The 26604-nt window shown below is 42.8% G+C and carries 25 protein-coding genes, 1 tRNA gene and 1 pseudogene; 10 read left to right on the plus strand and 17 right to left on the minus strand.

Annotated elements, in window-relative coordinates:
* Positions 1 to 30 precede the first annotated feature (30 nt).
* Positions 31 to 420 (plus strand): hypothetical protein, encoded by a 390-nt coding sequence (locus tag P2H89_RS12880; protein WP_275827333.1) that lies wholly within the window; start codon positions 31 to 33, stop codon positions 418 to 420.
* Between the two features lie 47 nt (positions 421 to 467).
* Here the strand turns inward: P2H89_RS12880 and P2H89_RS12885 are convergent, their stop codons facing one another.
* From P2H89_RS12885 to P2H89_RS12905, 5 genes are all read right to left on the minus strand, one after another.
* A complete protein-coding gene (locus P2H89_RS12885) occupies positions 468 to 734 on the minus strand; it encodes a hypothetical protein (RefSeq protein WP_275827335.1) in 267 nt (88 codons plus the stop codon).
* Positions 735 to 743: 9 nt separating this feature from the next.
* Positions 744 to 1007, minus strand: a complete 264-nt coding sequence (locus tag P2H89_RS12890; RefSeq protein ID WP_275827336.1) for a hypothetical protein — start codon at positions 1005 to 1007, stop codon at positions 744 to 746.
* 327 nt (positions 1008 to 1334) lie between these two features.
* Positions 1335 to 2588, minus strand: coding sequence for a tyrosine-type recombinase/integrase (locus P2H89_RS12895; RefSeq protein ID WP_275827338.1), 1254 nt, complete (start codon positions 2586 to 2588; stop codon positions 1335 to 1337).
* Between the two features lie 110 nt (positions 2589 to 2698).
* Positions 2699 to 2772 (minus strand) — tRNA-His (locus P2H89_RS12900).
* A gap of 47 nt (positions 2773 to 2819) precedes the next feature.
* The gene (locus P2H89_RS12905) at positions 2820 to 3782 is read right to left on the minus strand and encodes a hypothetical protein (protein WP_275827340.1); all 963 of its coding nucleotides are present in this window, start codon (positions 3780 to 3782) and stop codon (positions 2820 to 2822) included.
* Positions 3783 to 3950: 168 nt separating this feature from the next.
* Here P2H89_RS12905 and P2H89_RS12910 point away from each other — a divergent pair, with 168 nt between their 5' ends.
* Positions 3951 to 4523, plus strand: coding sequence for a DUF445 domain-containing protein (locus P2H89_RS12910; protein ID WP_275827342.1), 573 nt, complete (start codon positions 3951 to 3953; stop codon positions 4521 to 4523).
* A gap of 93 nt (positions 4524 to 4616) precedes the next feature.
* On the plus strand, positions 4617 to 7253 hold the full coding sequence (locus tag P2H89_RS12915) for a TonB-dependent receptor (RefSeq protein WP_275827344.1): 2637 nt from the start codon (positions 4617 to 4619) through the stop codon (positions 7251 to 7253).
* 266 nt (positions 7254 to 7519) lie between these two features.
* On the opposite strand, the gene P2H89_RS12920 is transcribed toward P2H89_RS12915, so the two are convergent.
* Positions 7520 to 10333, minus strand: a complete 2814-nt coding sequence (locus P2H89_RS12920; protein WP_275827346.1) for an SMEK domain-containing protein — start codon at positions 10331 to 10333, stop codon at positions 7520 to 7522.
* Positions 10334 to 10665: 332 nt separating this feature from the next.
* On the opposite strand from P2H89_RS12920, the gene P2H89_RS12925 reads away from it, so the two are divergent.
* Both P2H89_RS12925 and P2H89_RS12930 read left to right on the plus strand, forming a co-directional pair.
* Positions 10666 to 11562, plus strand: coding sequence for an RDD family protein (locus P2H89_RS12925; RefSeq protein WP_275827348.1), 897 nt, complete (start codon positions 10666 to 10668; stop codon positions 11560 to 11562).
* Between the two features lie 275 nt (positions 11563 to 11837).
* Entirely contained in the window at positions 11838 to 12461 is a 624-nt protein-coding gene (locus tag P2H89_RS12930) for an SGNH/GDSL hydrolase family protein (RefSeq protein WP_275827350.1), read from the plus strand.
* Between the two features lie 148 nt (positions 12462 to 12609).
* On the opposite strand, the gene P2H89_RS12935 is transcribed toward P2H89_RS12930, so the two are convergent.
* The 11 genes from P2H89_RS12935 to P2H89_RS12985 all read right to left on the minus strand — a co-directional run bounded on the left by P2H89_RS12935 (position 12610) and on the right by P2H89_RS12985 (position 23048).
* Positions 12610 to 13158 (minus strand): hypothetical protein, encoded by a 549-nt coding sequence (locus P2H89_RS12935; protein WP_275827352.1) that lies wholly within the window; start codon positions 13156 to 13158, stop codon positions 12610 to 12612.
* A 208-nt stretch (positions 13159 to 13366) separates the two neighbouring features.
* The gene (locus P2H89_RS12940; protein ID WP_275827354.1) at positions 13367 to 13912 is read right to left on the minus strand and encodes a hypothetical protein; all 546 of its coding nucleotides are present in this window, start codon (positions 13910 to 13912) and stop codon (positions 13367 to 13369) included.
* Positions 13913 to 14105: 193 nt separating this feature from the next.
* Complete coding sequence (locus tag P2H89_RS12945) at positions 14106 to 14666, minus strand: hypothetical protein (protein ID WP_275827356.1); 561 nt, start codon at positions 14664 to 14666, stop codon at positions 14106 to 14108.
* 232 nt (positions 14667 to 14898) lie between these two features.
* Positions 14899 to 15624: a tetratricopeptide repeat protein gene (locus P2H89_RS12950; RefSeq protein ID WP_275827358.1), complete on the minus strand. Its 726-nt coding sequence runs from the start codon at positions 15622 to 15624 to the stop codon at positions 14899 to 14901.
* Between the two features lie 263 nt (positions 15625 to 15887).
* Positions 15888 to 16499, minus strand: a complete 612-nt coding sequence (locus tag P2H89_RS12955; protein ID WP_275827360.1) for a hypothetical protein — start codon at positions 16497 to 16499, stop codon at positions 15888 to 15890.
* A 941-nt stretch (positions 16500 to 17440) separates the two neighbouring features.
* Complete coding sequence (locus P2H89_RS12960) at positions 17441 to 18145, minus strand: hypothetical protein (RefSeq protein WP_275827362.1); 705 nt, start codon at positions 18143 to 18145, stop codon at positions 17441 to 17443.
* Between the two features lie 223 nt (positions 18146 to 18368).
* Positions 18369 to 19004: a hypothetical protein gene (locus tag P2H89_RS12965; RefSeq protein WP_275827363.1), complete on the minus strand. Its 636-nt coding sequence runs from the start codon at positions 19002 to 19004 to the stop codon at positions 18369 to 18371.
* Positions 19005 to 19217: 213 nt separating this feature from the next.
* Positions 19218 to 19835, minus strand: a complete 618-nt coding sequence (locus tag P2H89_RS12970) for a hypothetical protein (RefSeq protein ID WP_275827365.1) — start codon at positions 19833 to 19835, stop codon at positions 19218 to 19220.
* A gap of 1269 nt (positions 19836 to 21104) precedes the next feature.
* Entirely contained in the window at positions 21105 to 21308 is a 204-nt protein-coding gene (locus tag P2H89_RS12975) for a hypothetical protein (protein ID WP_275827367.1), read from the minus strand.
* Between the two features lie 242 nt (positions 21309 to 21550).
* A complete protein-coding gene (locus P2H89_RS12980) occupies positions 21551 to 22240 on the minus strand; it encodes a DUF4253 domain-containing protein (RefSeq protein ID WP_275827389.1) in 690 nt (229 codons plus the stop codon).
* Positions 22241 to 22499: 259 nt separating this feature from the next.
* Positions 22500 to 23048 carry a DUF433 domain-containing protein gene (locus tag P2H89_RS12985; RefSeq protein ID WP_275827369.1) on the minus strand — a complete coding sequence of 183 codons (549 nt, stop codon included), beginning with the start codon at positions 23046 to 23048 and terminating at the stop codon, positions 22500 to 22502.
* A 521-nt stretch (positions 23049 to 23569) separates the two neighbouring features.
* Between P2H89_RS12985 and P2H89_RS35415 the strand changes: the two are divergent.
* The 5 genes and pseudogenes from P2H89_RS35415 to P2H89_RS13005 all read left to right on the plus strand — a co-directional run.
* Positions 23570 to 23725, plus strand: a pseudogene (locus P2H89_RS35415) (phage integrase N-terminal SAM-like domain-containing protein); the annotation flags it as partial.
* Positions 23726 to 23744: 19 nt separating this feature from the next.
* On the plus strand, positions 23745 to 23942 hold the full coding sequence (locus P2H89_RS35420; RefSeq protein ID WP_345799365.1) for a tyrosine-type recombinase/integrase: 198 nt from the start codon (positions 23745 to 23747) through the stop codon (positions 23940 to 23942).
* Between the two features lie 1491 nt (positions 23943 to 25433).
* Complete coding sequence (locus P2H89_RS12995) at positions 25434 to 25730, plus strand: hypothetical protein (protein ID WP_275827373.1); 297 nt, start codon at positions 25434 to 25436, stop codon at positions 25728 to 25730.
* Between the two features lie 55 nt (positions 25731 to 25785).
* Positions 25786 to 26067: a hypothetical protein gene (locus tag P2H89_RS13000; protein WP_275827375.1), complete on the plus strand. Its 282-nt coding sequence runs from the start codon at positions 25786 to 25788 to the stop codon at positions 26065 to 26067.
* Between the two features lie 62 nt (positions 26068 to 26129).
* On the plus strand, positions 26130 to 26516 hold the full coding sequence (locus P2H89_RS13005; RefSeq protein WP_275827377.1) for a single-stranded DNA-binding protein: 387 nt from the start codon (positions 26130 to 26132) through the stop codon (positions 26514 to 26516).
* Positions 26517 to 26604 lie beyond the last annotated feature (88 nt).

Raw genomic sequence — 26604 nt, forward strand, 5'->3', positions numbered from 1 at the left:
ATTTGTCGACTAATATTAAAACATTCTATCATGCGGAACATTGCTCTTTTGGCTGTCCTTCTTTTATCCTTTGTAGCATGCAAAAAAGAAAATGACGAAGCTGCAGGCGACAACCATAGGGTTATGAGTATTTTCATATATCAGTACCAGCCGCCAAACATAGGTAATCGATACTGGGCAATTGACGCAAAATTCGATAAACCTGTTACATTGAAGGGGACCGTAGTGGTTACTTTCGACGTGTTCGATAGGGGTGCCTTGTACAAAAGCCACGAGATAACGGTTCCCCTAGACCTCAATAATGAACTCTTCGAATTCTACCAGACTGATATTAATCCCAATACTGGAGACCCGTCAATTAAAAATGTCAAAATAAAGGCCTTGACTGTAACCTCGGGTGACTACCACATTGATTATTAAACATTTAATTTTAACACCTCCAGACCCCTACCATTTTGTTATCTCAATTACTTCTTTTCGTTAAGCTGGTTATGAATTATCAGGGAGATCACGGAAGGAGGAACATCGAAGTAATCAGCCATCCTGCCGGCTTCCTCGTAGGTCAACTGTGATGGGTCTTTAATGATATTGCTCAGGCGCCTGGTGCCCATCTTCATGTATAGGGCCATAACTGTAACTGGGAACTTCTGCCCAGTGAAGATCTCGTGGAATTGCTTGATGTGATTGTTCAGCAGCAACATTTTGATGGCTAGGAAACGCGGGTCTTTCAACATAGGCGCAATTTACTCAAAGCCTTCTGAAAAGAACTCGGCCATTGTCATGCCGTGAGCCTGGCACAGCCGCTCCAGGGAGGACAATCTAAGATCTACTCCTTTCTCGTAAGTAATGTATTGCGACCGGTTAAAACCGTTGTTAAAAGCGAACATTTCTGCAGAAGTAAAGCCCTTTGCCAGGCGCAAGGATTTGATCCGCGCGGCCGTCTTCTCAGACAGCGGCAGCCCCTTATGTATTTTCCCCGACTTAGCCTTTCCTTTCTTTGTTGCCATGCCCCGAAACTGCCACAAAGCCTATAATTACACAACCTATTATTGCCGATGTGCTTATAACCAGTTCGGTAAATAACGTCTTTTTTCAACATTAAATTGTACCTTGCTCGCAGCTACAGGATCCGCAATGATTACTGGGGCTTATTTCAAATCTCCCGACTGCTGGCTGGTTCAAGGCGGAACTGCGCAGCAGTGCAAAAGCTACCGCGACCAGCTGGCGCCATCGGGGGCTTGCTTTACCTACTTCATTGATCCGTACCAACCTGTACACAGGATAGGATTAATGGATGGGGGCACTCCAGGTTGACGCCGGTGCCCCCTTATTTTTTAGTTCGCATGGCCAAATCCCACCACTGTCTTCTTCAGTTTATCGAGTTTTCGCTGCTTCTCTCCTACCGCATACACCATGGCCATGCCTGCAGTGGTGTGGCCGGTGGCAGCCTGCGCAGTTTCGATATCGAACATGGCAGCAACGTTATCAGTATGGAGGTGTTTAAGGGAATAGAAATCTTTATCGATATTCAGGCCCCCCCGATCAACGGGAGCTTTGACATGGCGGGCCCAGCGGCGCCCGATCTGCTCCGGCCTGATCGTAGTTGGCCCGGGTGCCAGGTTCACACTGAACAGATAATCACCGGCAGCCGCCTGGTCCCAAACCTCCTGCCACAAGGTCAACACATCAGCAGGAATAGGCCGTACGCTTTCGGTATACTCCTTGCCCTTTTTGATCAGGACAATGAACTCTTGTTTTTTGAGGTTGATCTTGTTATTCTTCCGCAGTGATAGCATTTCAGTTGTGCGTGAGCCGGACCGGTAAAAGATCTGCATGTATCGCCAGAAATTGTAACACTTGCTTTTCAGGTGCGCATCGATCTTCAGCTGCTCCTCGATGGTCAGGATAGCCCTTACCTTTTTGGTTTTCTTCCTGGTCGGAATATCCCTGGCCGGGTTGCCGTCGATGGCTTCGATGGTCAGCAGTTCCCGGAAAAGCATGCTCAGGTAAGCCTTGTACTTGTTGTACCGACTGTTGCTCCAGTTGGGATTATTCTTTTCGCACCTGTCCAGGATGTACTTTATGTGCTTTGTGCGGATCTCGCAGATCGGCAGCTCGTCGTACCGTACCCGGAACTTCGTTTCCACCAGCTGGCCGGCGGCTTCGGCAACTCCCTTTATCACGCTTTTGATATCGAGCTTCACCTGGTGTACTGCCACTACCCTATTCCGGGCAGCTTCCAACGCCTGAATAAAAAGGGTGTCGGGTCTGATCTCGTACTCCAGAATCTCGTCAGCAGGGGCCATATACTGCCGGGTAATCGGGTTCCATCCCTGTTTATCGAGCCGGTCGAGTTCCTCGGCTAAAAGGTGCTTTGTGGCCTTCTGCCGGTCCTCGACGGTACTCCACTCATTCATGCCGCGGAGCTGGGACTGGTGTCCCCATTTCGGGGTGTCCTTAAAAGCGGGATCGTAGAACCTGTAGGTGATTCTCCAGGGCTCCGAAGCGGTAGCCCTTTTTGTGTTCCAATTTTTTGGGGTGACTGTTAAGGCGCTGCGCGAGCAGCCATTGAAAGTAGTAGAAAGCATAAGCGGCAATTAAAAGTGTGACATAATGTGTGACATCTTGTAATTGCCGCAATCAACGAACGAAGAATCAAATTTGCTGAAACCTTTGTCTGTGGCGGTTTTCAGCGTTGGGTGGCCAACCGGGTTCGAACCGGCGACCCTCAGAACCACAATCTGATGCTCTAACCAACTGAGCTATGGCCACCGTATTGGGAGTGCAAAAGTAAAGCAATTCACATTGCCGCCAAAAAATCATGCATCATTTTTTTTCAAAGCTGTGATTTTTTTCACACCGATCGTATTGGCAATCATTCCAAAGCAAGGCCCACGGCGCTCCGTGCGTTGCTGCTGACCGGTTATAATAGTAACCGCTTTGCCGCGAACATACCTACATCCCGGCAAAGCGTTTTCGACGGGCCTGCTTACTCGGGCCTTTACTCCTTCGGTCAGTACATGGAAAAGATTCTGGAAATCGCTTACGGAGCGGATCTCTTCGCTCACTACTCCTCCATAAATGGTGTACAAGGAAACGGTCTCCTTGCTTTTGCGTACCTGTAAAACCCCTTCATGGCCGGTAATACGTTGATTATCGATGAGCCCCAGGTTGGCCAGCATGGTGGCGGTGGCAGGGAGTTCTTCCACTTCCAGGGCGCTTGCGATCCTCCTGAATGCTTCTTCTGCAAAGGCATCGCCGGAAGCCTCCAGACTACTTTCGGGCGCCTGGTAATTGGCGGACTCGCTTACCCAGGTTACCTGGTCGGGCCTGATGGATTTGAGCGAACCGGCTTGTCCCTGGTAACAAACCATATTGCCCGCACGGTATTTAGCAAATGGAGAAATGCTGGCTGTTGGCAGTAACTCATCGCCCGTCAGCGCATAATACAGGTTTTGAAGCTGGTGCAGGTGGCGGAGGGCGCAACGCACGGTGTAATCGGAGGGGTTTTGCCAGGTGAAATGGTCGCCGTGCTGAATGAGGATAATTGCTCCGCGTTGAAAGCAGCTGGTTCCGTGGTGTTCCTGCCGTTGAAATCCAATATTGTGGAGCGTGGAGGAGTTGATTGTAATGGGCGAAAGGTCGGTCCAATTAATGTTTTTATCCTTTACAGCATTTACAGGAAGCTCAAATAGCGGGAGTAAGTCGATACCTGTTATTTCCACTTCATAATCCAGGTAGCGCACCCTGCTGCCAAGGCGCACTTCGTGCATGGTAATCATAGCAAATCAAATTTTGGTTTTAAGATTATTTTCAAAAGGATCCAGGTCGATCAAGTAAACTATCAGGAAATATACATTATTTAATTCTACATGTATCATATTAGCAGCCTGAAAAATTTCTTACCGGTCGTTTAATTCCCCTTTCTTTGCACCCTCAATTCAGCACACATGAGTTCCTGGTGGTTAATGCTGCCGATCCTCACCGCCCTTACCGGCTGGCTGAGCGTTCAATTGGCAGCGTATCTCTTTTTTAATTATGCTTTGCCCCGCCGCCGACAGGCGTGGACGGCTGCTTTAGCCCAAAAAGTAAGTACCGAATTCTTCGATCCTGCCGTACTGGAACAGAAGATCGCCGATCCGGCCAACTACCAGAAGATCCAACCCATGGTAGAGGTTCATGTGGATGACTTTCTCCGTAAAGGTTTACCCAAGGCTTTCCCGATCATCGGGTCTTTGATCGGCGACCGCACCATTAATCAATTAAAGGAGATATTCCTGAAAGAACTGGAAACCATTTTCCCGGTGGTAATGCAGGGATATGTCAAAAACCTGCAGGAGGAGCTCAATCTCGAGCGCATGATCGCCGAAAAAATCGACGGGATCAGCAGGGAGACCGTTCAAACAGCTGCTTATCAGGCTATAGGCAATGGACTCACCAAAGTGGCCGCACTGGCCGCTGCGCTGGGTTTACTGATCGGTCTGGGTCAGTTGGCGATCGTGATGTCTACCGTTACCTACTGAGGTACTTACCACTCATCACAATGTCATGAGCACGTCACAAGTTCTACAGCCAGTTTTGCGTCTAACCCCGTACAATTATAATTAACCACAGGTATGAGAAGTTTTCTATTTATTGCTTTATGTGTTGTTCTGTGTAATACCAGTATAGCCCAGTTTCCAGGAGGAGGTGCACCCGGTGGTGGCCGCCCCGGTGGTGGAGGCGTTCCGAATATCGGCCACTTTTATGGCCGTATCCAGGATGCCAAAACCAATAAAGGGATTGAAGCTGCTTCTGTGCAGTTGATCCTTTCCAAAATGGACCCTGTAACCAAAAAGCCGAAAGATACCGTTATCAGCGGTATGCTTACCCGCGGCAATGGCGACTTCAGCCTCGAGAACCTGCCGATCTTCGGCAATTTCCGGTTGAAGATCACCGCCATCGGATATAAAACGATAGACCAGAAGGTTGCCTTCGAAATGAAGATGGGCGCCGGACGTGATATGAGTCAGGCTATGAATGCCGTTGACAAAGACCTTGGCAACTTCAAGCTCGAGCAGGATGCGCAGGTGATGGACGCCGTAACCGTTACCGGTTCCAAGCCCCTGGTAGAAATGGGTATCGACCGTAAAATATTCAACGTAGAGAAGAATATCAACTCTGCCGGCGGTACCGCGGTCGATGTTATGCGCAATGTACCTTCCCTGAATGTGGACATCGACGGTAATGTGACGCTGCGCAATGCTGCACCGCAGATCTTTGTGGATGGCAGACCCACTACCCTTACGCTCGACCAGATCCCGGCCGATGCGATCCAAAGTATTGAAATGATCACCAACCCTTCTGCCAAGTACGATGCAAGTGGCGGACAGGCAGGTATCCTGAATATCGTGTTGAAGAAGAACCGCAAGGCGGGTTACAACGGTAGCATCCGCGCCGGTATCGATTCGCGTGCACGCATCAATGCGGGTGGCGACATCAACGTGCGCCAGGGCAAGCTGAACGTATTTGCCAATGCGATGTACAACCAGCGTAAGTCTATTGGATGGGGCTGGAGCGATCAATCCAGTTCGCTGAACGGTAAAACAACCCACACTTACCAGGATAATGACCAAACCAATCGCGGTTCGTTTGCCTTTGGCCGTTTTGGGTTGGATTATTTCATGGACAACCGCAATACCCTGTCGATCTCACAATCGCTGGTACGTGGTCAATTCAAGAATAATAACCTGGAAAATTATACCATCGACACGATGGGCATTTTCTCCGAATCACAATACCGCAATACACAGGGTGAGTTTGAATTCCGCAACTACGGTACGCAACTGAGCTTTAAGCACCTGTTTGCGAAGTCTGGTAAAGAATTGACGGCCGATGTGAACTACAACATGAGCAGGAACGACAACGAAAGCAATATCCTCTTCCGCTCGTTCGATGACCGTGGTCAACTCAATCCTAAAGGACCGGAGGGACTGCAAAAGTCGATCGGCGAAGGCAAGAATACATTTGTAGTTGTTCAAACAGATTACGTGAACCCCATTACCGAGACCATGAAATGGGAAGCCGGTTTGCGTGGACAAATGCGTAAGTCGGAAAGCGAGCAGCTGATCTCTACCAATGGTAATCAGAATGCCGGCCTGAGCAATAAGTTCGAGTATACCGATTACGTATGGGCAGGTTATGCGACCTTCTCTCAAAAGATCAAGGATAAATGGAGCTACCAACTGGGTCTGCGTGCCGAGAGCTCCAACTACGAAGGTGAGCAACTGAACAAGCAGGAGTACAGCAACAGCTTCCCCATCAGCCTGTTCCCCAGCGTATTCATTACCCGGAATTTCGAGAACAAGCAGGATTTTCAGGTGAACTATTCCCGCCGTATCAACAGGCCCAACTTCTTCCAGTTGATGCCGAACTACGACATCTCGAATGTGCTGAGCTACCAAACCGGTAACCCGAACCTGACGCCGGAGTTCACGCATTCACTCGAACTGTCATACCAAAAGACCTACGGTAAAAGCAACAATACATTCCTCGCGACCATTTTCGGTAAATACACGACCGACCTTATCGCCCGTTACCAGGATTCGCAGGTAGTGGATGGTACCAAGCGTTATGTTACGAGCTGGATCAATGCATCTGATGCTTATGCAGCTGGTGTGGAACTGGTGTTCCGTAACAACTGGACCAAATGGTGGGATATGAACTTCAGCACCAACGTGTATTACTCCAAGATCAGCGGCGATGTGGAGAAACAACAGTTGTCGAATGAGCGTACCAGCTATTCGGCCAAACTCAACAACACCTTCAAGATCGCCAAAGGCTGGAGCATTCAGCTGAGCGGTGATTATATTTCTAAGAGTGCACTGCCGGTGAGCACCAGCAACAGCGGCGGCGGTGGTGGCCGTGGTATGGGCGGCGGCGGTGGCTTCATGGGCCCTGCTCCTTCTTCTGTACAGGGTTTCATCGATGCCAACTATGGCGCCGACCTGGGCCTGCGCAAAGAGTTCCAGTTGTGGAAGAATACGGCGACTGTATCGGTTAACTGGAGCGATATCTTCCGCAGCCGTCGTTACTATACCTTCTCCGAGTCGGCCAGCTTCAGCCAAACCGATTGGAGAAGAAGAGACCCGCAGGTGGTGCGTGTTAACTTCAACTATCGTTTCGGCAAATTCGATATCGGCCTGTTCAAGCGCAAGAACATGAAGGGCGAATCGGAAGGCATGCAGAATGGTATGCAAGGGGTAGGACAATAATCAGTTCCGGCAGCAGTCTTCGGGCTGATGCGCCTTTAGATAAGTTTTGGCAAAAGCCGCCTCGTTATCCGGGGCGGCTTTTGCTTTTTGGGGAAAGTTTCAAATTGGGTGATCCCACTTCATAATCATCCACCGCCGGATTTGCAGTCTCACAGGAATCAATTAACTATTGCTTTTTAACGAGCATGTCAATGTAAACCATGGCCGCAATGATTATTCCCTACAATTAACATCAACACTATAACTAATTTGTTAGCCAAATTCATCTAATTTCCGAACGAATCACTAAAGATTATCCTTTTATAATCCTCAGGATCGACAACCGACGTTTCATTATTGGGGTCCTCCAGAGACCTCTCGGAATCATCTTTATCCTTCAACATAACAAAGTTCTGGCTTTCCACTTCAGGATACCACAACTTAATCTGTTCTAAGGAATACGCATCGATACTAGATTGGTTAAATTCGCATTCCGATATTACAGTTTTATACTTTTGGGAGACTTCTGCACTTTCATATTCAGAAACATCAAGCCACCTTACTTCAGCCGATCCAAAATTGATATTCTTCAATACACAACTTCTTAGTTGCAAGTTGCCCAAGTAAGCTCCACCAACTTTACTTGCAATAATTTCACACCCGGAAAACCAAACATCGTCTATGTATGAATCCTTGAAACTAACCTGTTTTATTTCACTCTTAATGAATCGGCAACCATGAAAGTCGGTGTTTGTAAAATCAGTGTTAATAAACCGGCAATCATAGAAACTCAACCTATCAAAATACAGATTAGAGAGATCTTGGTAACTAAAATCAAACCCCGCAACATCGTACTTATCAGATCTCCTAAGGTGCTTAAACAAATGAGCGACATTCTCTTTCGTAGAATTGCTTTTAAGATAATTTTTTTCCAACCCCAAACAAGAAATAAAATACCAAAACCCATAAAAAGTACGCAGGGCAATATTCACAGGCTGTCCTTGAGAATCCATTCTATACTCAATCAAAAAATCAGTCAAAGCCATGTCATCCAGATACAAACACATCCTGTCCACCACTTCTTCCTTTGGAAGCCCCTCTGAATTGTTTATAATCTCCTTTAAATGATACATAATTTCTCCAGTCAAATCCTGTTTTCCAAAAATATCGTTTATCAATAGAAGAGCTGATTTAGGATTGTCTATTATATATTTTCCGTTTGTCCTTTTATCCAAAAACTGCGTTGTAATCGAGTGGAATATCTTTTCAGCAGTCATATACTCTCTAAGAGATTTGTGCAAGAACTCAATCGCATAGTTGCTCCTATCTTCATCAAACCCTATTTCTTTTGTTTTTTCAGTTTCTTTAAAATAAAAAGAAATCATTATACCTTTAATGCTATCTCTAAAATTTGTTTCCGGAAGTAAATTCAGAAATGTCTGTGCTGCGGGAAGCTTCAAGAGCTCAGTTTTCGTTATATACTCATTACCACTCTCAAAAATCGCGAAAGCAACTTCTCTAATTAAATCTCTCAGATCTTCCTTTTGAATATTTCTTAGAATTTCAATTTGTCCTTCTTTAGCATATTTCCGTTCAATAAGCTCGTCAAACAATTGACTATAAACCTTGGCCCTATTTGTATTCTCATCAATTTCATTGCTAACAGAGGCAATCATATGCAACAACAATGGCTGCTCTAGAAGCTCCTTTATATGACCATATCTTCCTTCAACATTAAGCGCCTGAAGTTTGGAACTTGTCAGCCACGTTTCAGGATGATATACACTGTATTTAGATAACCAATCTTGTTGCAAGTTTAGGGTAAGCGATGACAAATGCATAATCAAAACATTCTCTCTAGTTAGCTTCTCATCATCAACATACCCATACCTGGAGGTAACTATAATTTGTAGATTATTAAATTTCTCTGTGAGTCTAACCAACTCAATACAAAGCCTATCAATTTCATCCAATTTTAGGTTTTCCCTCATGTACAATTCATCCAATCCATCCAATATTAATAGCGACTTGTTAAATTCAGACTTATCAAGCGGCTTCTCTATAAAGGAACAAGCTTCTGAGTAAAGAACTGATAAAGGATTATATATAAACTCCCTTACCTGCCTAACACTTCTTAAAGGGAAGTAAAATATTTGCCTTAAATCAGTTTTCGATTTCAATATATAATCGTTAATAAACTTTTTACAAAACGACGACTTGCCTTGACCTGGGTAACCCAATATTAATATTAACTTGTTTGTCTTCTGTAGGCACAATGGATTTCGACCTTCCTCTAAATCTTCGAAAAATTCTATTATCTTATACCTAGCATCTGCTTCGTAGAACTTTTGCTTATCTTTATTTCGAAACCTATCATCGTCCCTAGAAAAGGCGGAATGCAAGATAGAGAACGAAGGTTCAGTGTAAATCTGATCCAACGTCATCCCCCTTTCATCGCTCATAACTGTATCGTAGTACATATCTTTTAGCCCTCGATAATATTCGGACAACTCTTGCTTTTCTTCAATTATACCATACTGCTTTTGAATATATTTCTCTAATTGAAAGATCTTTTCCAAATCATTGTCACTATTTAGCTTTTTATACAGGTCAGTTTTGTCTATTATATTAATTTCTGGTTCAAAAGTGAAATTAAACGCCTCTTTATTAAAGCTTGGATCCTGACTCTTTACTAGATTAATTTCCTCTTCAATCTTGTGCTGAATCGATTGCCGCGAGTAGCTTCTCTGCTTGTTGGTCAGTATATAAATATTAAGCTCACTCGCGTCCTTGTAAACTCCGTTCCTAAAGAACTTTTGAATACAGTCTTTCACTTTATCAATGGAACTTGTACTTGTCACCTGGAACGACACTTTTTTCACCTGACTAACATTCAATAAATCAATCGCTGAATAATTCCCATTCTTACTTTGATTTAGGTTTACAAGATTTAAATCATACACGATATTTAGAACTTTTACAATTAAATTCTCAGCATGAATATTAATATGGAATTCATTATTGCCATTTAATATTTTGACCTGTTCTGAAAACCTGGCAAAATACTTTGATATGCTTTGAAGTAAATCTATCTGATTCATAGTATTCGTTACAGATGCTACGTTAAAATTATTACGGAATTAAATGCAGGATGATTTTCAGCTACATTTTAGGCATTTCCGGCTGCCTGAAAAAGGGTAGTTTTCACCTTTTTTAATTCCCAAACTATTATCCACAAACTTTTTTCATATATTTCTAATTCAAATTAGACTTTACCTAAATTCGGCAAAACAAACTGTCACCAATATTTTCTAGAGTAACATTATAGTTTTAAAGATAGCTCAATCTATCATCGGAAAAATTGCCATTTTCCCTACATTTAACGATAATTAATAATCGAAACCTGATTTCAGCTAAACTAGCCAAACCTCCCATGAACCACCCCCACTCCGTTAGTGCCGGCTCGCGCATCGGCTCCATGCTCCTCGATCATATTTGTATGACAGTGGTCGCAATGATCTTCTTGTTCATACCGTTCATTGGTTCCTTTTCGGAAATTTTCAATGTAGGGCATGAGCAGCCCGGCGAAACGCCTGTTTTCAGTGGCCCGTTGATGTTCATAGCCATCATCGGCTTTGCCTTGTACTTCTGCAAGGATAGTTTCAATGGCAGAAGCATTGGTAAACGCGCCGCCCGTTTACAGGTTCTCAACAGCCATACCGGCGAAGTGGCATCACCCCTCAAATGCCTCGTACGTAATTTGTTTATCATTATTTGGCCCATTGAAGTGATTGTTACGCTCATTAACCCGGAACGCAGGATTGGCGACCGGGTAGCGGGTACACGCGTAGCGCCGTATGAACCCACACTGCGCGAGCAGCGCAAAGCAGGGCTCGGGCAATTGTTACTGCCTTTGGTGATTGCGTACGCTATGTTTGCCGTATTCGCCTTTCCGATGCAGGCCCTCACAGCGACCGAACAGGTTCGGTTTGATGAAAAATCATACAACGAGGCGGCCAGTAAGGAACTGGAACAACTATTCAACCAACAACTCGGCGAGTACTGCACAGCCAGTGTGCGCGTTTATGACAAAATAGAAGGGCAGTCTTTGAAATACATCTCCATTCTATTGCGTCTTAAGGAGAATTACCTCGAAGCCGACAATGGCAGCGAAGAGCTGCTGGCACAATCTTTACCTGTGCTGTACGAAAAGGTAGACAAGGAAACATTTACCGGCATGATCAAATTCGTTTATCAGCGGGAAGGCACTATGCGTATCTATAGTACTTCTATCGGAGGAAAGGTGCGCATTACGCATATTGATGATTAGTGACAGCACTCATCACCGGACTTGCCAATTCCATTTAAGTCTTTACATATGAATCTTTTAGGCAGGCAATTCAAACGCAGCCTGGTACGCTTTCGACACAGGTACCGTTCAGTTTTGCCAGGCCGGCGCTAAAGGTAAACCTGTAATTTTCAAGATCGGCAAGCCAAACCGGGCCCTTCTTCCGTATATACTGGCAAAGGCATCTGATTGTGAACAAAGTAATATTGTTCGTATACCTTTGTCTGTCTATGCTATACCCATTAACAGCACAGGATATGAACCCCAACCACCAAACATACCTCGCCCTGGGCGACTCTTACACGATTGGCGAGGGCGTAGCCGAGGCCGACAACTTCCCCCATCAGGCAGTGCAGTTATTGAAAGACGCAGGCTACGCATTCGATGATCCGCAGATCATCGCGAAGACTGGCTGGACCACCGACGAACTGGTCGATGGCATCCGTGCAGCATCACCTCAAGGTCAGTACAGCATCGTATCGTTGCTGATTGGCGTAAACAATCAATACCGTGGGCGTAGCCCTGAAGAATATGCCAAGGAATTTGAAGGGTTGTTGAAACAGGCCATCGCCTACGCGGGCGCCGATGCCAACAGGGTGTTTGTTTTATCAATCCCCGACTGGGGCGTTACGCCTTATGCCGAGGGGCGCGACCGTGCGCAGATTGCCCGCGAGATCGATGCATTCAATGCCGTCAACAAAGCCATCGCTGCACAATACCAGGTTCACTATATCGATATTACGCCCGGCACTCGCGAAGCAGCTTCCGATCACTCGCTGCTGACAGGCGATAAACTGCATCCATCCGGTAAGGACTATGGCCGCTGGGCGGCGAAATTGGCTGAGGAAGTGAGGAAGGTTAAGGGGAGCCAGGAAAAATGACAAATGCAATTGAGGTAGCAACTAACGAAGATTTGGCAATAAGCATTCTATCAGTTTGCCTGGCGTTATTCGTCAGCCGGAACGGCAGCTGGGCAGCGAACGAGACGATGAGTATATATCCTTCGGCCGCCATAGCGTCCAACCAATGTTAGCGGCAGTACTTTTTCAATACTTCAATCTCATCTATGTCTTTTGAAACAAAAATAAAGTTATTGCCGTCTGCGATTATACTCGTTGGATTCATTGTCAATACCTCATCCCAAAATTGTTCTACTAATTGTTCGTGATATTCAATTTGCTTTTCAATACCTACTTTATCCCATGTTGGATCTACATCAACAAGTTCTTGTTGTCGACTGGATAATGTAAAACCTCTATAGTTAACAAAATATGTCATCCCTGAAATTTCAGTTGGCGTTTTAAATAAACACCATTGATCGTGTTGCTCTGTCGGCAGGGCGGCTATTATATTATCTGTAAGTTTCGGTGAGAATGCGACATTGTTCTTTTCATACCAGCCTAAGTCTTCCTCTTCGTTTATCAACCTAAGTGGGCCACTGTCAAAGCAAATTATAGCTAGGTATTTATCTAGTAGGACATTTGAACAGCGATTCAATAGGTCACATAATGTAAACCTGTTTCCAGAAAACTCGATCCAGAAATAATCTTGATATTGTCCTTTTTTATAAGCTGTCATTAGAATTGCCGCTTACCTACGCGCATTCCCGATGTACCGGCATTCCGTAATTCTTCCTACCCGAACGTCGGCTGAAACTAGTACGAAAGTTGATATTAAGCAATTAGCTAGGATTTATTCAGTCGCCTGGACTAAAGGTGATCCCAGTTAATGTCGATAAAGATTTATTCGTCGCCCCGGTATATTCCAAATGCGATGTTAGCTGCCATTAATATTGATAAATGACCTTCCCTTGCCCGACTATGTTTCCAGTCTTTGCGTCAATGTCTAAATATAAACAGCCGTCACAATCATTTTTACATTCCCAATAAAATTTGTCAGCTAAGCAATTGAGAATAGGGTCTAAGCCTTTTCTTTTCATACCATTTTTCAAGGCAATCTCAATCGCCTTTGTTCTTGTTATGGTCAATTTTTTATCTATGAATTGTCTAAATGCAGTTAAGTGAAAAATACGATAATCGACAACTTTTAAACTGGAATCAAAGTCAGCCCAAAATAGGCTAAGCGTGTCGCCTTTGTATAGAAAGTCATATAAAATTTGGTATCTGCTTGGCAATTGTGTCAAAGTGTCCTTTACACTTAAAACAACATTCTCGTATTCAAAGCCTGTTGCTCGTCTGTCAAAACTGAAGTATTCGTAAAACTCTTTATCACTAACCTTTGACTTTAATAATTGCTGTGTCAAACGTAAACAACTGTCAAAATTTGATTGTAACTGTTTGTTGGAAGTTGTAAGTTTAACCGAGGTACTCACATGCTTTTGTTGCGCGTCAGTCGAGCAGCCAACCAACAAGAGTGTTAACAAGAAAGAAAAGAGTAAATGTATTTTCAATGTCATTTTTATCAGCAAGATGCTTAATTAATGTGTTCCCATAATGGCAGCTAACGGTTTGCAGCTTGCCGAAGGCGGGGCTTCGAAGCACCATCTGTCAAGCTACGATTAATGTTTATTCGGAGCCGAAAAGTTTCTGCCACCACGTCCGCCCCGCTTTTGGAAAGGTGCTATTAGTGGCTGGGCTTTCTTCTCGGTTCGCATTATACTCAAGTCTTTGTCTAATGTAGTCGTTTAATAGCTCCTGTTCTTCAGGATCATTCGACTTTGATTTTAATTCGTCAAAATAGTCCAACAGTTCCTTTGCTTTTTGTTTTGAAATTGTCAGTCTGCCTGAACTAATGCCTGTGTCCATTGAGTGTGAAGTACCACGAATGTAGTCAAGCAAATATTTTGTCCCACCACGCTTCAAAAGCTCGTCTGCGAACAAGTGAAAGCTAATATAAACACCAAATGTCATTGGAGAAGTTTTGCCAGTCTCACAGTAAAGGTCACGAAGGAGGTCAAGATTTACCTTGTCAATCTGAGGAACTACATATTCACAAACTTGCATCCGAAAGTCATAGTTGTCGTCCACAAAATCTTGTCCATACTTTCCGTTCCACACAAGTTTAATTCGGTCAAAGTCTGCAGTTGTGTAATTGTCAATATATGTTTGCAGTTCTTGATTTTTCATTTTACTACGGTGTCTTCATTGCCTTGCCACTAACAACAGCGGCTTGGCGAAGTGGGTATGTTCTGTGTTCCCTCAGCCGGACTACTGTCACTGGTTATTAAACGTGAGGTTGAAATTACAAATCATTTTCCTTTCGGAGCCGTCTCGCACATGATTAAAGCTGACCAGGGAACTCCAGATCAGGGTATATTCGTCAGCCTCCATTTATCCAAACCGAACTGTAAGTGGCAGGTTATTTATTAAGTAGTATATTTACTTTGTCTAAAAATTGCTTTGGCGATTCATGATTTGGGTCAATATCATGAGCCATCTCAAATTGTCGCTTTGCATTCTTGTAGTCGCCCATTTTTAAAAAGCATTCGCCAATTGAAAACTCTGCAAGCAAACTATTTGGATTTTGCTGCAATGAAAGTTTAAAGTCTTCTATTGCATCTGACCACAAGCCTAAATCCATTTTACAGAAAGCTCTATTGTCAATAGCCTCAAAAAAATGTGGAAACAAGTCTATTGCTTTTGAATAAGAGTCAATTGCTTCATAGTATTTTTTCTCATCTGTGAGATTTAGTCCCGCCTTATAATAGTTATTCGCAATTGGCACATAATAGTTTGGATCTTGTGTCTGGCGTAGATATTCGTGATAACCGACCAGGTCGTTAGCTTCAATTTGTTTATTTGTCAGCAAAACTGACTCCGCAAAAACACTTTTGTCAAATGGCGAATGGTAAACAAAGGCCGGCAAGTGAGCTATCTCTGCAATTGTCGGCAATTTGTCAACAGGCGAGTAAGTTAGAATATGATAGCATTCAAAGTCTTCGTCGTCAACAAGGAGCTTATAGAGGTTAAATCTCCCATCCTTCTTTGTATAAAAAATATCTCCAATTGAAAAGCTTGCGCCCTGTTCCTGCTTTGAATTGTCAGATTGTGTCGCCTTGGGTTTAAGAAAGTCAAAAAGTCCCATTTCTATGATATTGTCTATTTAAGGGTGTCTGTGAAATTGCCACTAACGGGCAGGGCTTTATGCAGGTTGGGAAGTAGTATTCCGTCTGCCGACAACCGCTGCTGATTGAAAATATAAAGTTGAATTTAAGAACTAAAGTTTATAGTTGCTTGTCCAGCCCGAACCACTGCTTAGATTTGCAATTTGTTGATGCTTACTGGTCATGCCCAACTTGCATAAAACTCAAAGTTAGCGGCTGTTTCTTCTTGCTTTGAGTTTGTCGTCTAGCAGTTGCTTTCTTGTCCAGTCAAATTTAAGTTCAACAGATTTGTCCTTTGATTGGTTAGTTTGAAAATATACCACTCAAGATATTCCTTCATTCCAATTTGGTAGAAGTCTAACCAATTTTTATAGTTGTCAGGTATGCCTTCTCTTGGCCCATATAGTGGTCTGTCAAGAACGTCTGGTAAGCATATTTCTTCTTCATATCTGTCAAGAATGTAACTGATACGTTCATTGCTCTTTAACCACCATTCTTTAATTAGTTCTGTTGTCCAATTTAAATTTCCGTCAAAATAATAAGCACCAAATGGGTCAATAAGTGCAGCCGTCAAAGTTTCTTCTAATTCTTGTCTTGTAACAGGCTGTCTGAAAATGATTTCTCGGTAATCTTCGCCACCACCTACGTTATTCATTGCTGCTGGTTGCCCTGTCCCGCAATTGTCAGTAATTGTCGTATAGATGGGTCCTGGTGTATTTAGCCAGTTTACTTCTTTAAAGTCACTATAACCGACAAAATTCCAGTCGTCAACAAAATCAGGCAGATATTCTTGCAGTGAAATTTTGTCAACACGACCAGTAAATAATAGCCTTTCTATGTCTGTAGATGGTGTCATGGGAAATAGCCGCTAACGTCCGCGCATTGGCGATGTGGCCGGTATGCTGTGTTTCGTCCTGCTGGAACGTCAGCCGGGTAAAGATATACAGCTGAGTTAATATTCCAAAGCTCATCCAAGATCCGGAAAGCTGGAACTGCAGCTGATCCGTGTTAATGCCGGCCAGGATTTATTCGTCGCCCCGCCAAATTGCCAATGCGATGTTAGCGGCTGTACTTCTTTCTTTTATTTTTCATAAGCCATATGTAGCCCAAAGAGAAAAATAGATATTACGACAAACCAAATTGATATTTTACCCTTACTTTTTCAAGTCCAAGTTTGATTTTGATTTTGCATGTGTATGAGTCCACCTGAAAAAAAGAGAATCAATACAATGAGTGTCAAAGTTCCTAAAGGATTAGTGAGGCTCGCATTAACAGCTTAAAGATATAAATCCACTATTTTGTCAAAGTTGGGAAATGATAAAGATTAGTGGTACAAAAAGCAATAAAAGTCCAATTAATGTTTGTTTGTAAATAATTGCTTGAGACGATTTGCTTATCAAAAGAATTGTCAAAACAATTGTGTTTAATAAAATTAAGGCTGGATAAAAAACCATAAAAATAATGGGAGATTTATCCGAGTCAGTTGCTTTTACAAAATATATAATGAGTCCAACAATTATAATGTTTGCTAAAATCGTAATTGTCCTATGAATGTTAATTTTTTTTGTCATTGAGGAAGTGTCAAATAGTATAGCCGCTAACGTGCAGGACTTTATGCAGGTTGGGTATTAGTATTCCGTCTGCCGATAACCGCTGCTGATTGAAAATATGTTGATGAAGTTATGTACAAAAGCTGATAGTTATTCGTCGGCTGGAACTGATGCTTGGATTTGCAATTAGCTGATGTTACAAGGTCAAGCCCAACTTGCATAAAACCCCATTTTGCATGCTGGGCTTTTAGAGTGCCCCGCCTTCAGGCCAGTTAGTCCAATGCGTATTATTAATTTCTTTTGTATTGTAGCGAGTTTTGTCACCTGTTACAATTACATCGGCAAGTTGATGGAAAGTTTCCATTTCACTTGGTTTTTCTCCTAATGCCAGGTCAGGGTGATGCCAGTTACTAAGCGTCATAAATTCTGGCAAGTCAAGTGGTATTTTATTAGAAATTTCTTGTCTCGTTAGCCAAAATAAATGTGAATGCTCAGGAATAAGTCCACGCAAAAACTCCCACGGCGTAACTTTGTTTTCAAATTCCGATTCAATGCCTTTTCCAGTGTAATATTCTTTGTCAAACTGAATTGGTATTACCGTATCTCTAACCTTTATGCTGGTCGCTTTTTCATTTAGATAATGTACATAGTTTACTACATCGTATAGAAATGTTTCAACGTCATTGTCTGATGCAAAAAAATTGAAGTTGTCACTGTCGTTCCATCCAGTCAAACAATTACCAAATACATTCGCTATTGTCGTAATTCCATCAATGTTGTTTTCGTGATTATTAAATTGTAAAACCTCTAATAGAATTGCCCATCTCTTTTCGTCTCTAAAAATTGTTAGCTTTTGGTCCCCATGATAATAATAGCCATTGTCAAGCATTGGAAAAACATAGCTTTCTGCTTCTGTGTCCAACTGATGTAAGATTTCTTGTCTGTCATTCATAGAGAATTTCTGTTAGCCTTGCATGCAACGAGCAGGGATTTATGCAGGTTGGGTATTAGTATTCCGTCTGCCCATAACCGCTGCTGATTGAAAATATGTTGATGAAGTTAAGGACAAAAGCTGATAGATATTCGTCTGCTGGAACTGAAGCTGAGATTTGCAAATAGCTGATGTTACAAAGTCATGCCCAACTTGCATAAAACCCAATGTTAGCGGTAGGCTTTTACGATAAATCGTTAGGATAGTTTATTTCCGCTAAGTCTTCTTGCAACTGCTTCCAATCGTCTATATCGCTATTAATTGTCAAAACCATAGATTTTGTCAAAGCTTTACCTTGATAAATTTCTGTCACAACCTTTAGCGTATTTTCATTTACAACAAATCCATCCTCATAATAATCAGTAGCCCAATCAATGTATGTCTGAGGGTTGCCGTTAAAAATATTTAGCATGTCTATAGAACCATCTTCAAAATTTTCGACTTCTCCTATTTGCCAGGCATTTGAATTATTTGTCCAGATGCAAAATGTTGTTCCTATTGAATGAACTGGCTCTCCAAAAATAAACTCGTGATATATTTTAGGCAGTCCTGTTGTCAATCTTGATTTATCTATTGGGTAAAATTCATGTGTCATGCCATTGATAACGCAACCGTCATTTCTGAATAAAATGAGAAGTTCATCACCTTCGCCATTTTTCATGCTGCCAAACTCTTCACCTTCTGCCCATTTAGAATTGTAAGTAAAATAACGGCCTAACCAGTCCTCGGATAAAATGGCGTCAATTACTGAAATGCTTTTACAAATCTCTTTGAGTTTGTGTCTGTCAGGAAGGTTTGAGTAATTTTCTGTTGAAATCATAGTGTGTGTCAATAAGCTTACCGCTAACGGGCAGGTATTGCCGATGGTGGGGAATTAGAATTCCGTCCGCCGGAACAACTGCCTGGCTTTTTGATAAAGTTAAATATTAAGAACTAAAACTGGACTTTATTGGTCGAGCCCCGAACCGAAGTACAATAGAATTACCGCTGCAGATTGCTCCAATTTCCAGCCCCACTATTGGCAATACCAATGTTAGGGGTAAGCTTTCCGCTTATTGTTAAACTCTATTATTAATTGAAGCATTAATAGCACAAACAAAGTCCAACTTCCCCATAATAAAGTCACATTTGAAATAAAGCTGTCAACGATAAATATTGTTAAGGATAAAACAGCTGTCGACAGCAAATAAAGTTTTGCTTTATGTGATTTTAAAAACTTGAATGCTAAAAATAGAATTAATGAAATCAACAGACATAGTGTTATTGTAATTTGTCCAGTCAGATTCTTGAAATATAAAATAGAACCAACGCCTGATAAAGAGGTATCAGTTGGGAAAAGCATCTTCTTTAATACTCTGTCACCATAGTCAGTCGATTTTTGTAAAGTGTCCGAAGAAGTTTTAGCTATATCTGTCAAAATGGTTTGTGTAGCCGTGTCTATCTTTGTCGTGTCAAATGAAATTGGTTGCTCATAATGTGCCGTGTCTGCAACTGCTACCTCAACAGATTCCTTTTCAAGCAATTTATTTCGGTCTGCATCTGCTTGATTGTAAGCAAATCTTAACTCAAGTCCATTGTTACAAGTTGTCAAAAAAAATGCAAATGGAAGAAAGTAGCATATTACTGTAACAAGTCTTAGAGTTAATTTCATTTTGTTATAAGGGTAGTGTCATTTAAGCTTACCGCTAACGTTTTCGGGCTTTGCGTTCGGGCGGGTTTCGGAGCACAAATTTTCAATTTATTACTAAAGTTCAATAGAAGCACAAAGCTCCAAGTGATACGTCAGCCCGCCTGACGCAAAAGCCGTGTTATGCCTAGTTATTTTGTCAAGCTGAATAAGTCTATCAAGTTTTGGTTGTCCGATTCGTTCGCCAATTCCCCAGCTAATGTCTGCACTTCCTGTTCCCATTTTTTCCAGTCCATTGTATTGGGATTGTTCAAGTGTATAAAAGTGTCAACATTAGGAGCTATTACTCTCACGTTATAACTCACTCCGTCTAACGTTATTCCCTTGTTGTACGCTGGCACTCCAGTTTATGTCGTAAGTATTTGTGTAATTAGTATTGTAACAAATTACAAATATTGCTATTCTCCACTTTCATCTCATACTATGTTTCCGCTGGAACTTCGAAAATGTTCTCCTAAGAATAATTAGTTCTATAACTGTCACAAAAATTAACACTAGCCCAATCCATGAAAAATAAAAGTCGCTTAGCGCGGAAATTGTCAGATCGCCTGTCAAAGTAAAATAAACAAAGAATAACAAATTCTGTCCAACACATGGCATAACGGAAACCATTGTCTTGCTAACATTAAGGTCTGACTTTAGTGTCGATAGAAATCTGTCGTACATGAGCCAGATGATAAGAATATGAAAAGGTGCTGAAAGTCCATAAGAAAATATTATCGATAAGTATAAAAACGAACCAATTAGTAATATCAATAAATAAAACGTCCAACTTTTTAAAGTCATTTCTGCTATGTAATTATGAAGTCGTCAACCGCTGGCGTACAACGTAAGGGCTTGGCGAAGAACTGGTATTTGAATTCCCATCAGCCGAAACCGCTGCTAAATTTATGATTAAAAGTTCATTGTTATTGATGCTGCCAAATTTATGCAGTCCAGCCGATTACCGCAGCTAAATAGCCAAACAAAAGTTGATGTTGCGTTTTGTCAGCCAGTTTTTTGCCAAACCACTTTGTTAGGCGCATTAGGAGTTGTGGCCTTTATTTATATTGTCATTGGTGAACTTAAGCCCATAGTCCTTGTCAATTTATGTCCACCTTATGCAACGATATGCCTCATAAACCTTTCCAATCTTCTTGGTCTGATATTTTGTGTGGTGTCCTAGCGAAAAACACCGTACAATTTAGAGGTAGTGTTGCATTCCTATTTAAACTTGATGATATTATCGGCATTTTATAGATTACCGATAGTATTGAGAATTATCCAAACAATTAAAAGGAAAGTCAAGATGCCGACAATTATAGAAATGAGTGCTTTCCTACCTTTTGCTTGTCTTACAAAGTTGAAAGCAATAACGCTAACAAGAACGGCAGCAAGGGCACCAATTGCCAAGGCAAAATTTACTATTGAATCGATATCGTCTAAGAGTGTCACCATAAGACCGTTTGCCGGCTGAAAAGATACTTGATGATTGTTTCTTCTTATTATTGTCAAATGTCCGCCAACTTGCGCCTAACGTTCGGGGCTTTGCTAAGTACGGGCATTAGAATTCCCGCAGTTTGCTTGGCCGTAACTTTTGATTTACTACGGCCAATCTACTAAAGTTCAATAGAATTACAAATGTCGATGGGCGATATTTATCAGCCCGTATTTTGCAAAACCTATGTTGTACGCCGCCTTTAGTCGAACCATAGATATATTTTCCTAGTCTGTCTTAATTCGCCCTCTAATGTTTTTAGGTCCCCCGTCCCTTGGTCTACTATGTCAGGACAAAGTGAATAAAGTCTTTCAGCAAGTTTATGCCAGTCTTGAGGTGTTTTTCGAATTTCAAATTCACACCAATCAAAATCTGCTCCAATTAGTTTAAGGTCTAAAGATTGGGTTAAGCTGTCAAGATGTGAAATGAGTTTGTGATTGTTTATGCCGTAGTTTATGCCATTTGTTTGCATATAAACAAGAGGAGTGAATTCGTCGTCGCATCTCACGATGGCGATTCTATTTTTGTCATTCAAATCGTTTCCATTACAAAGGAAAAGTTTATACCTTTTTTGTTCAACTTTGGGTCTAAGCAAGCGAATTATATCCAAGCCAGCCTTATCTGAATCAATTGGGAAACATACGCCAGGCAGCAAAACAACTTTGCCACCTGGAACGGTTTGAAAGTCTCGGTTAGGGTCGTCTGGTAGTATCGAGCTGGAGAAATGTGTCTTTAGATGCTCTGGCTTTGCTTTAGTTTCTGTTTCCAAAAGCTTAATCGCAAAAATTTCGATCCCTGTTTTTTCGGAAAGTGAATTTAGGGCGGTGTCAGTGGTTGGTGTTTTTGAATAAGAAACACTATTGTTTTTACTATTACACGAAAATAATAGCATTGTCAAGATTATATATATCGTAATGGACTTGGTCATAAGGTGGCGTACAACGTCCAGGGCTTGGCGATGTGGCGGCAGGCCGTGATCGTTCAGCCCGAACCGCTGCTGAGTAAAGTTATGTAGATGATATTATATTCTGTCGCCCGGCGTTACTCGTCAGCTGGATCTACAGCTGAGCAGCGAACGGGACGATGAATTTATGTTCGTTAAGCCGCCATAGCGCCAAACCAATGTTGCCTGCTGGCTTTTGTCAAGTGAGTCACATAAAGTAATGCCTGAATAGCCGGTCTGCCCGCTTCCAATTATCTTGTTCTTCGCCGTCCGCGTCACCGTCTTGTTTTACTCTTAATGTGCAGTTGTGGCAAAATTTTATCGGGTTATCTTTTACACACTGCAAAGTCTTGCAGTAAAGTAATGCTTGTCTGGTCTGTTGTAGTGAAATTTCATAATCTTGTGCAGCTACTAAAGCACTGTTGTTTACATCAACATAGCTAACAATGTCGCCAACAGCTAGCCGTCTGCCTTCAAGTCTTGGCTGTCCCCATAGACAGTCTTCTGTAATAATTATTTCAGGAAACTGTTTATACTCTGATGATGCCCAAATTTGTTCAAATTCCACTTTTTGAATATGAAAAGAGTCAAACTCTCCGTCAAGCGGAACTTCGGAAAGTCCACCTAATTTATCCTCCAAATATTCTGTGTCGTATTTTAAAACTTGTCCATTCTCAAAAACCTGCAATTGTCTCAAAACATTTAATTGGTCATCTGTTTCAAAGTAATAATATGATGTTCCCCAACTGTCTGTCAAGTCATCTCTGGTTGTCTCGTCCCAATATCGTTTAAAGTATTTCAATGTCTGTCGTAAGCTTGCAGGCAACTCATATATATACGCACATCCCCCAATTATTAAAATAAATGAGCTAATACCTGGAAAATGCTTGTATAAGGTTGCATCGTAATGGCTTAGTGAAAAAGTTACACAAAATACGCATCGCGCAAACTGTATAACTATCTTCAGGGAACCTCCATTTATTATACAAAATGCGCACTATGAAAACGATCGACTTGACCAGCTACACATTCCGTCCTGGTATGCATGAAAATACCGCCGTCATCTGGATACATTTCCAATACGACAAATCAAAGATCGAACACATCAAGTCGCTGAAGGGTAGATGGAGCAGTACCTACAAATGCTGGTACCTGCCCGATACCCGGTATTTCAGGTCTTTGCTGAATATACCTATAGAGACTACTGGAAAATCCGTCCTGGCAAAATTATCGCCCGTAAATGCCGGCCATTTACAGCGGATGAAAGAATTGCTGCAAATGAAAGCCTATAGCCAGTCAACCATCAAAACATACCTCGTAGAATTTGCCCAGCTATTATATACACTCAAAGAAACGCCGGTGGAGTCCTTGCACTATGACCGGCTACGGGCATATATTCTTTATTGCATCAACTCGGAGAATATCTCGGAAAATCAACTGCACAGCAGACTCAATGCTATCAAATTCTATTTCGAACAGGTCCTTCACAAGCCACAGCTACGCTACTCATCTGTTGGAATTTGGCACCGACCTCTCCTTCATTCAACGGCTGCTGGGACACAACGATATCAAAACAACTATGATCTATGCCAAGGTCAGTCACACCCAATTGAATGCCATCAAAAGCCCACTCGACCGGCTCCCTCAATAGTTCGTCGTACATGCGCCCACATAAACACAGCTTCGCCACCTCAGTCACAGACCAAGCACACCAAATGCGATCACCCGTCCATCCTGCAACCTGAAATTCAACACCGTAGCACCAGCCCCCGATTTTACAGAAAATAAATGAAATAACAGAGTGAATAATAGAAATTATTTGCTAATACCGTTAGACTGATCGATATGTCCCTTTCCGTTATTTGATCACCGCTCGCCTAAAGACCGAAACCCGCCAACAACGCCCCCCACCCTCTCCACACAAATGCCATTCGCATGTTCTCCCAGTACATTGTACACTGCCTGCACAGCTATCCGTTCAATCTCCTCCGAAATCTGGATTGGCAGTATATCACAACACCCTCTACTATATACAACACCCAAACCCTTCAAACCTAACCACCCAACCGCCACTTTATTTTTTAAAGACATATTAAACTCCACAGTACCGCCCGAAAATCTCACTTTCAAAACCTGGTTTCCCTGATCATTCTCTGATCATTGCCTGATCATTCCCTAATGAACACCTGATAAAGGCCTGATCAGGGCCTGATCAACTCCTGATGGTTTCCTGATCAACCCGTGAGTAACTCCTGAGTACATCGTGACCAACTCCCGGGTAACTCCCGGTAAACACCTGATCAACCAGTGATGAACACCTGATCCACCACCCCACCCTAACAAAATGTACCAATAAAGGAAAGATGTTCCGAAATACGACAAGCCGTCTCTGCCGCCATCGTAATCTTGTATCCAACACCCGTCACGATAGCGATTATTCTTTCACTTAAAAAACTTAAAACTATGACACTTCAAAATAGAGGAATCTGTTTTATTCAACGCTATGCATTACGCAGAAGACAAGGGAGCACGCTTAGCTTCCAAACGATGGTACAACGCAGGAAGCACAAAAAGCAGCGGTACAATCCGCGAACGAAAACAGCAACAAGCGCCGTACTGATGCTGCTCTTTGCATCAGTCTTATACCCTGCTCTGATATTTCTTCTCCACGAAATAGAGAGTTTTTCAAAAACCATTGCCAACTCAACATCGTATAATTATTCTGCATATATTGCATCAAACAACGGTTATGCCATAATGTAATCATTACATAACTTGCGATACCTTCAAGGAAATTATTGAAGCTATTCGCTTGGATTCTCGTTCGGAAACCTAGGAAATTTTACGGACACGAGATGAAGAGTGAAGAGCCCGCTCACCAGCAGTGCGGGTTCTCTCTTATCTGTGTCAGGGCTTTCCTAGGGCCTCCGGACGGGTAAGCAGAGGCCCGCACTGTGGTTTTTCGCCCGCGCAAACGAATATCCACCTTCCGCACGCCTCCCGGCATCTCCAATACGTTTGTAACTCACTCCCCGGTCCGGTTAAATACCCGGCACACTCACTCACGACCATACAGCTTAATCGCTTTCATGCCCGCATGAGAGCAGGCCATTCTATTCCACACCTTAAAAAACAAAGTGCCATGAATGCACCATTTCAGGGGTTGAGCATCACGGAAGGTAACACCCGTCCCGGTAATGCCACCGAGGCCATCCAATCTTTCTTCAGCAGTTTCGCCCTCGAAGAAATTCATCTCTATTTATCCCGGCTGGCGGCTTGCGCCCTCACAGAAAGCCAGGGGTTCTTTGAAGCCCAAACGGAGCGCAACAGTACCCTGTTCTTTTGTGAACAGGCCTGGTATGCCTTTCAGGGTATCCACCGCCTTAAAGACGATCTGCCGCACCTCAATGCGGCCACTCCAAACACCACCTTGCAATAGTCACCTTTCTTACCCTGTCAACTTTCTATTCTTTAACAACACATCTCCTACCATTATGAAAGACCTCAAAGACATTCACTTTCACAACCTGTCTCGGAGCGACTACTTTCAATTCTCCATTTCTAAACATGGAGTACACCTGTTCAGTACATTTCCGGTTACCAGGCGCTACGCCACTTGGTTCATAGACGTGAACAAGGTCTTGGGCGAAAAGTTCCCCGCAAGCGAAGGCTACAAGGTTAAAATAAAGATAAGGATCGAAACACTCGGCGAAGTGGACCACGAAGAACTGTTTCCCGAAGATTACCCGTGGCACTTCCATGCCAGGAATAAGTAGGGAATCAGAAGGCCCCTACCCCTCTTATCGTTATTCTATCACAACCTCAACATTCAAACAAAATGCACGACAACAAAGTACACCTCACCGGGCACCTCTTTGGCGCGCCCACGATCCACAAGGATAAAAAAACCGGCACCTGGGTTCAATGCACCCTCTTGATCGAGTCAGCTCACCGCAACAACAAAGGCCACCAGATTTCAGGAACCATGGCCATCAATGTGGTCATTTATGATGATCTCGCCGAAAACTGCTTCAAACACCTTGCTCACCGCCAGGCCGTCGTGGTGGAAGGAAGACTTTCGCTGTTCAACAACATCGAGAACAACGGCCAAAACAAGGGCGCCATTGAAATTACGGCTACCCGCATCTCCGTTATCCAGGACAAAACCCGCAGGTTTGCCCCTGACATCGAAAAAGGTACTGTTTTAAATTCCAAAAAAATCTGAACTTTATATTTGACGAAGGAGAGCTTCAGTTGAGAGATTCGACGGAAGTTCATCTTGTGCAGGCAGGCTTATTGGCCTGCCTGTGTTT

It is taken from the genome of Paraflavitalea sp. CAU 1676 (assembly GCF_029223285.1).
GTDB lineage: Bacteria > Bacteroidota > Bacteroidia > Chitinophagales > Chitinophagaceae > Paraflavitalea.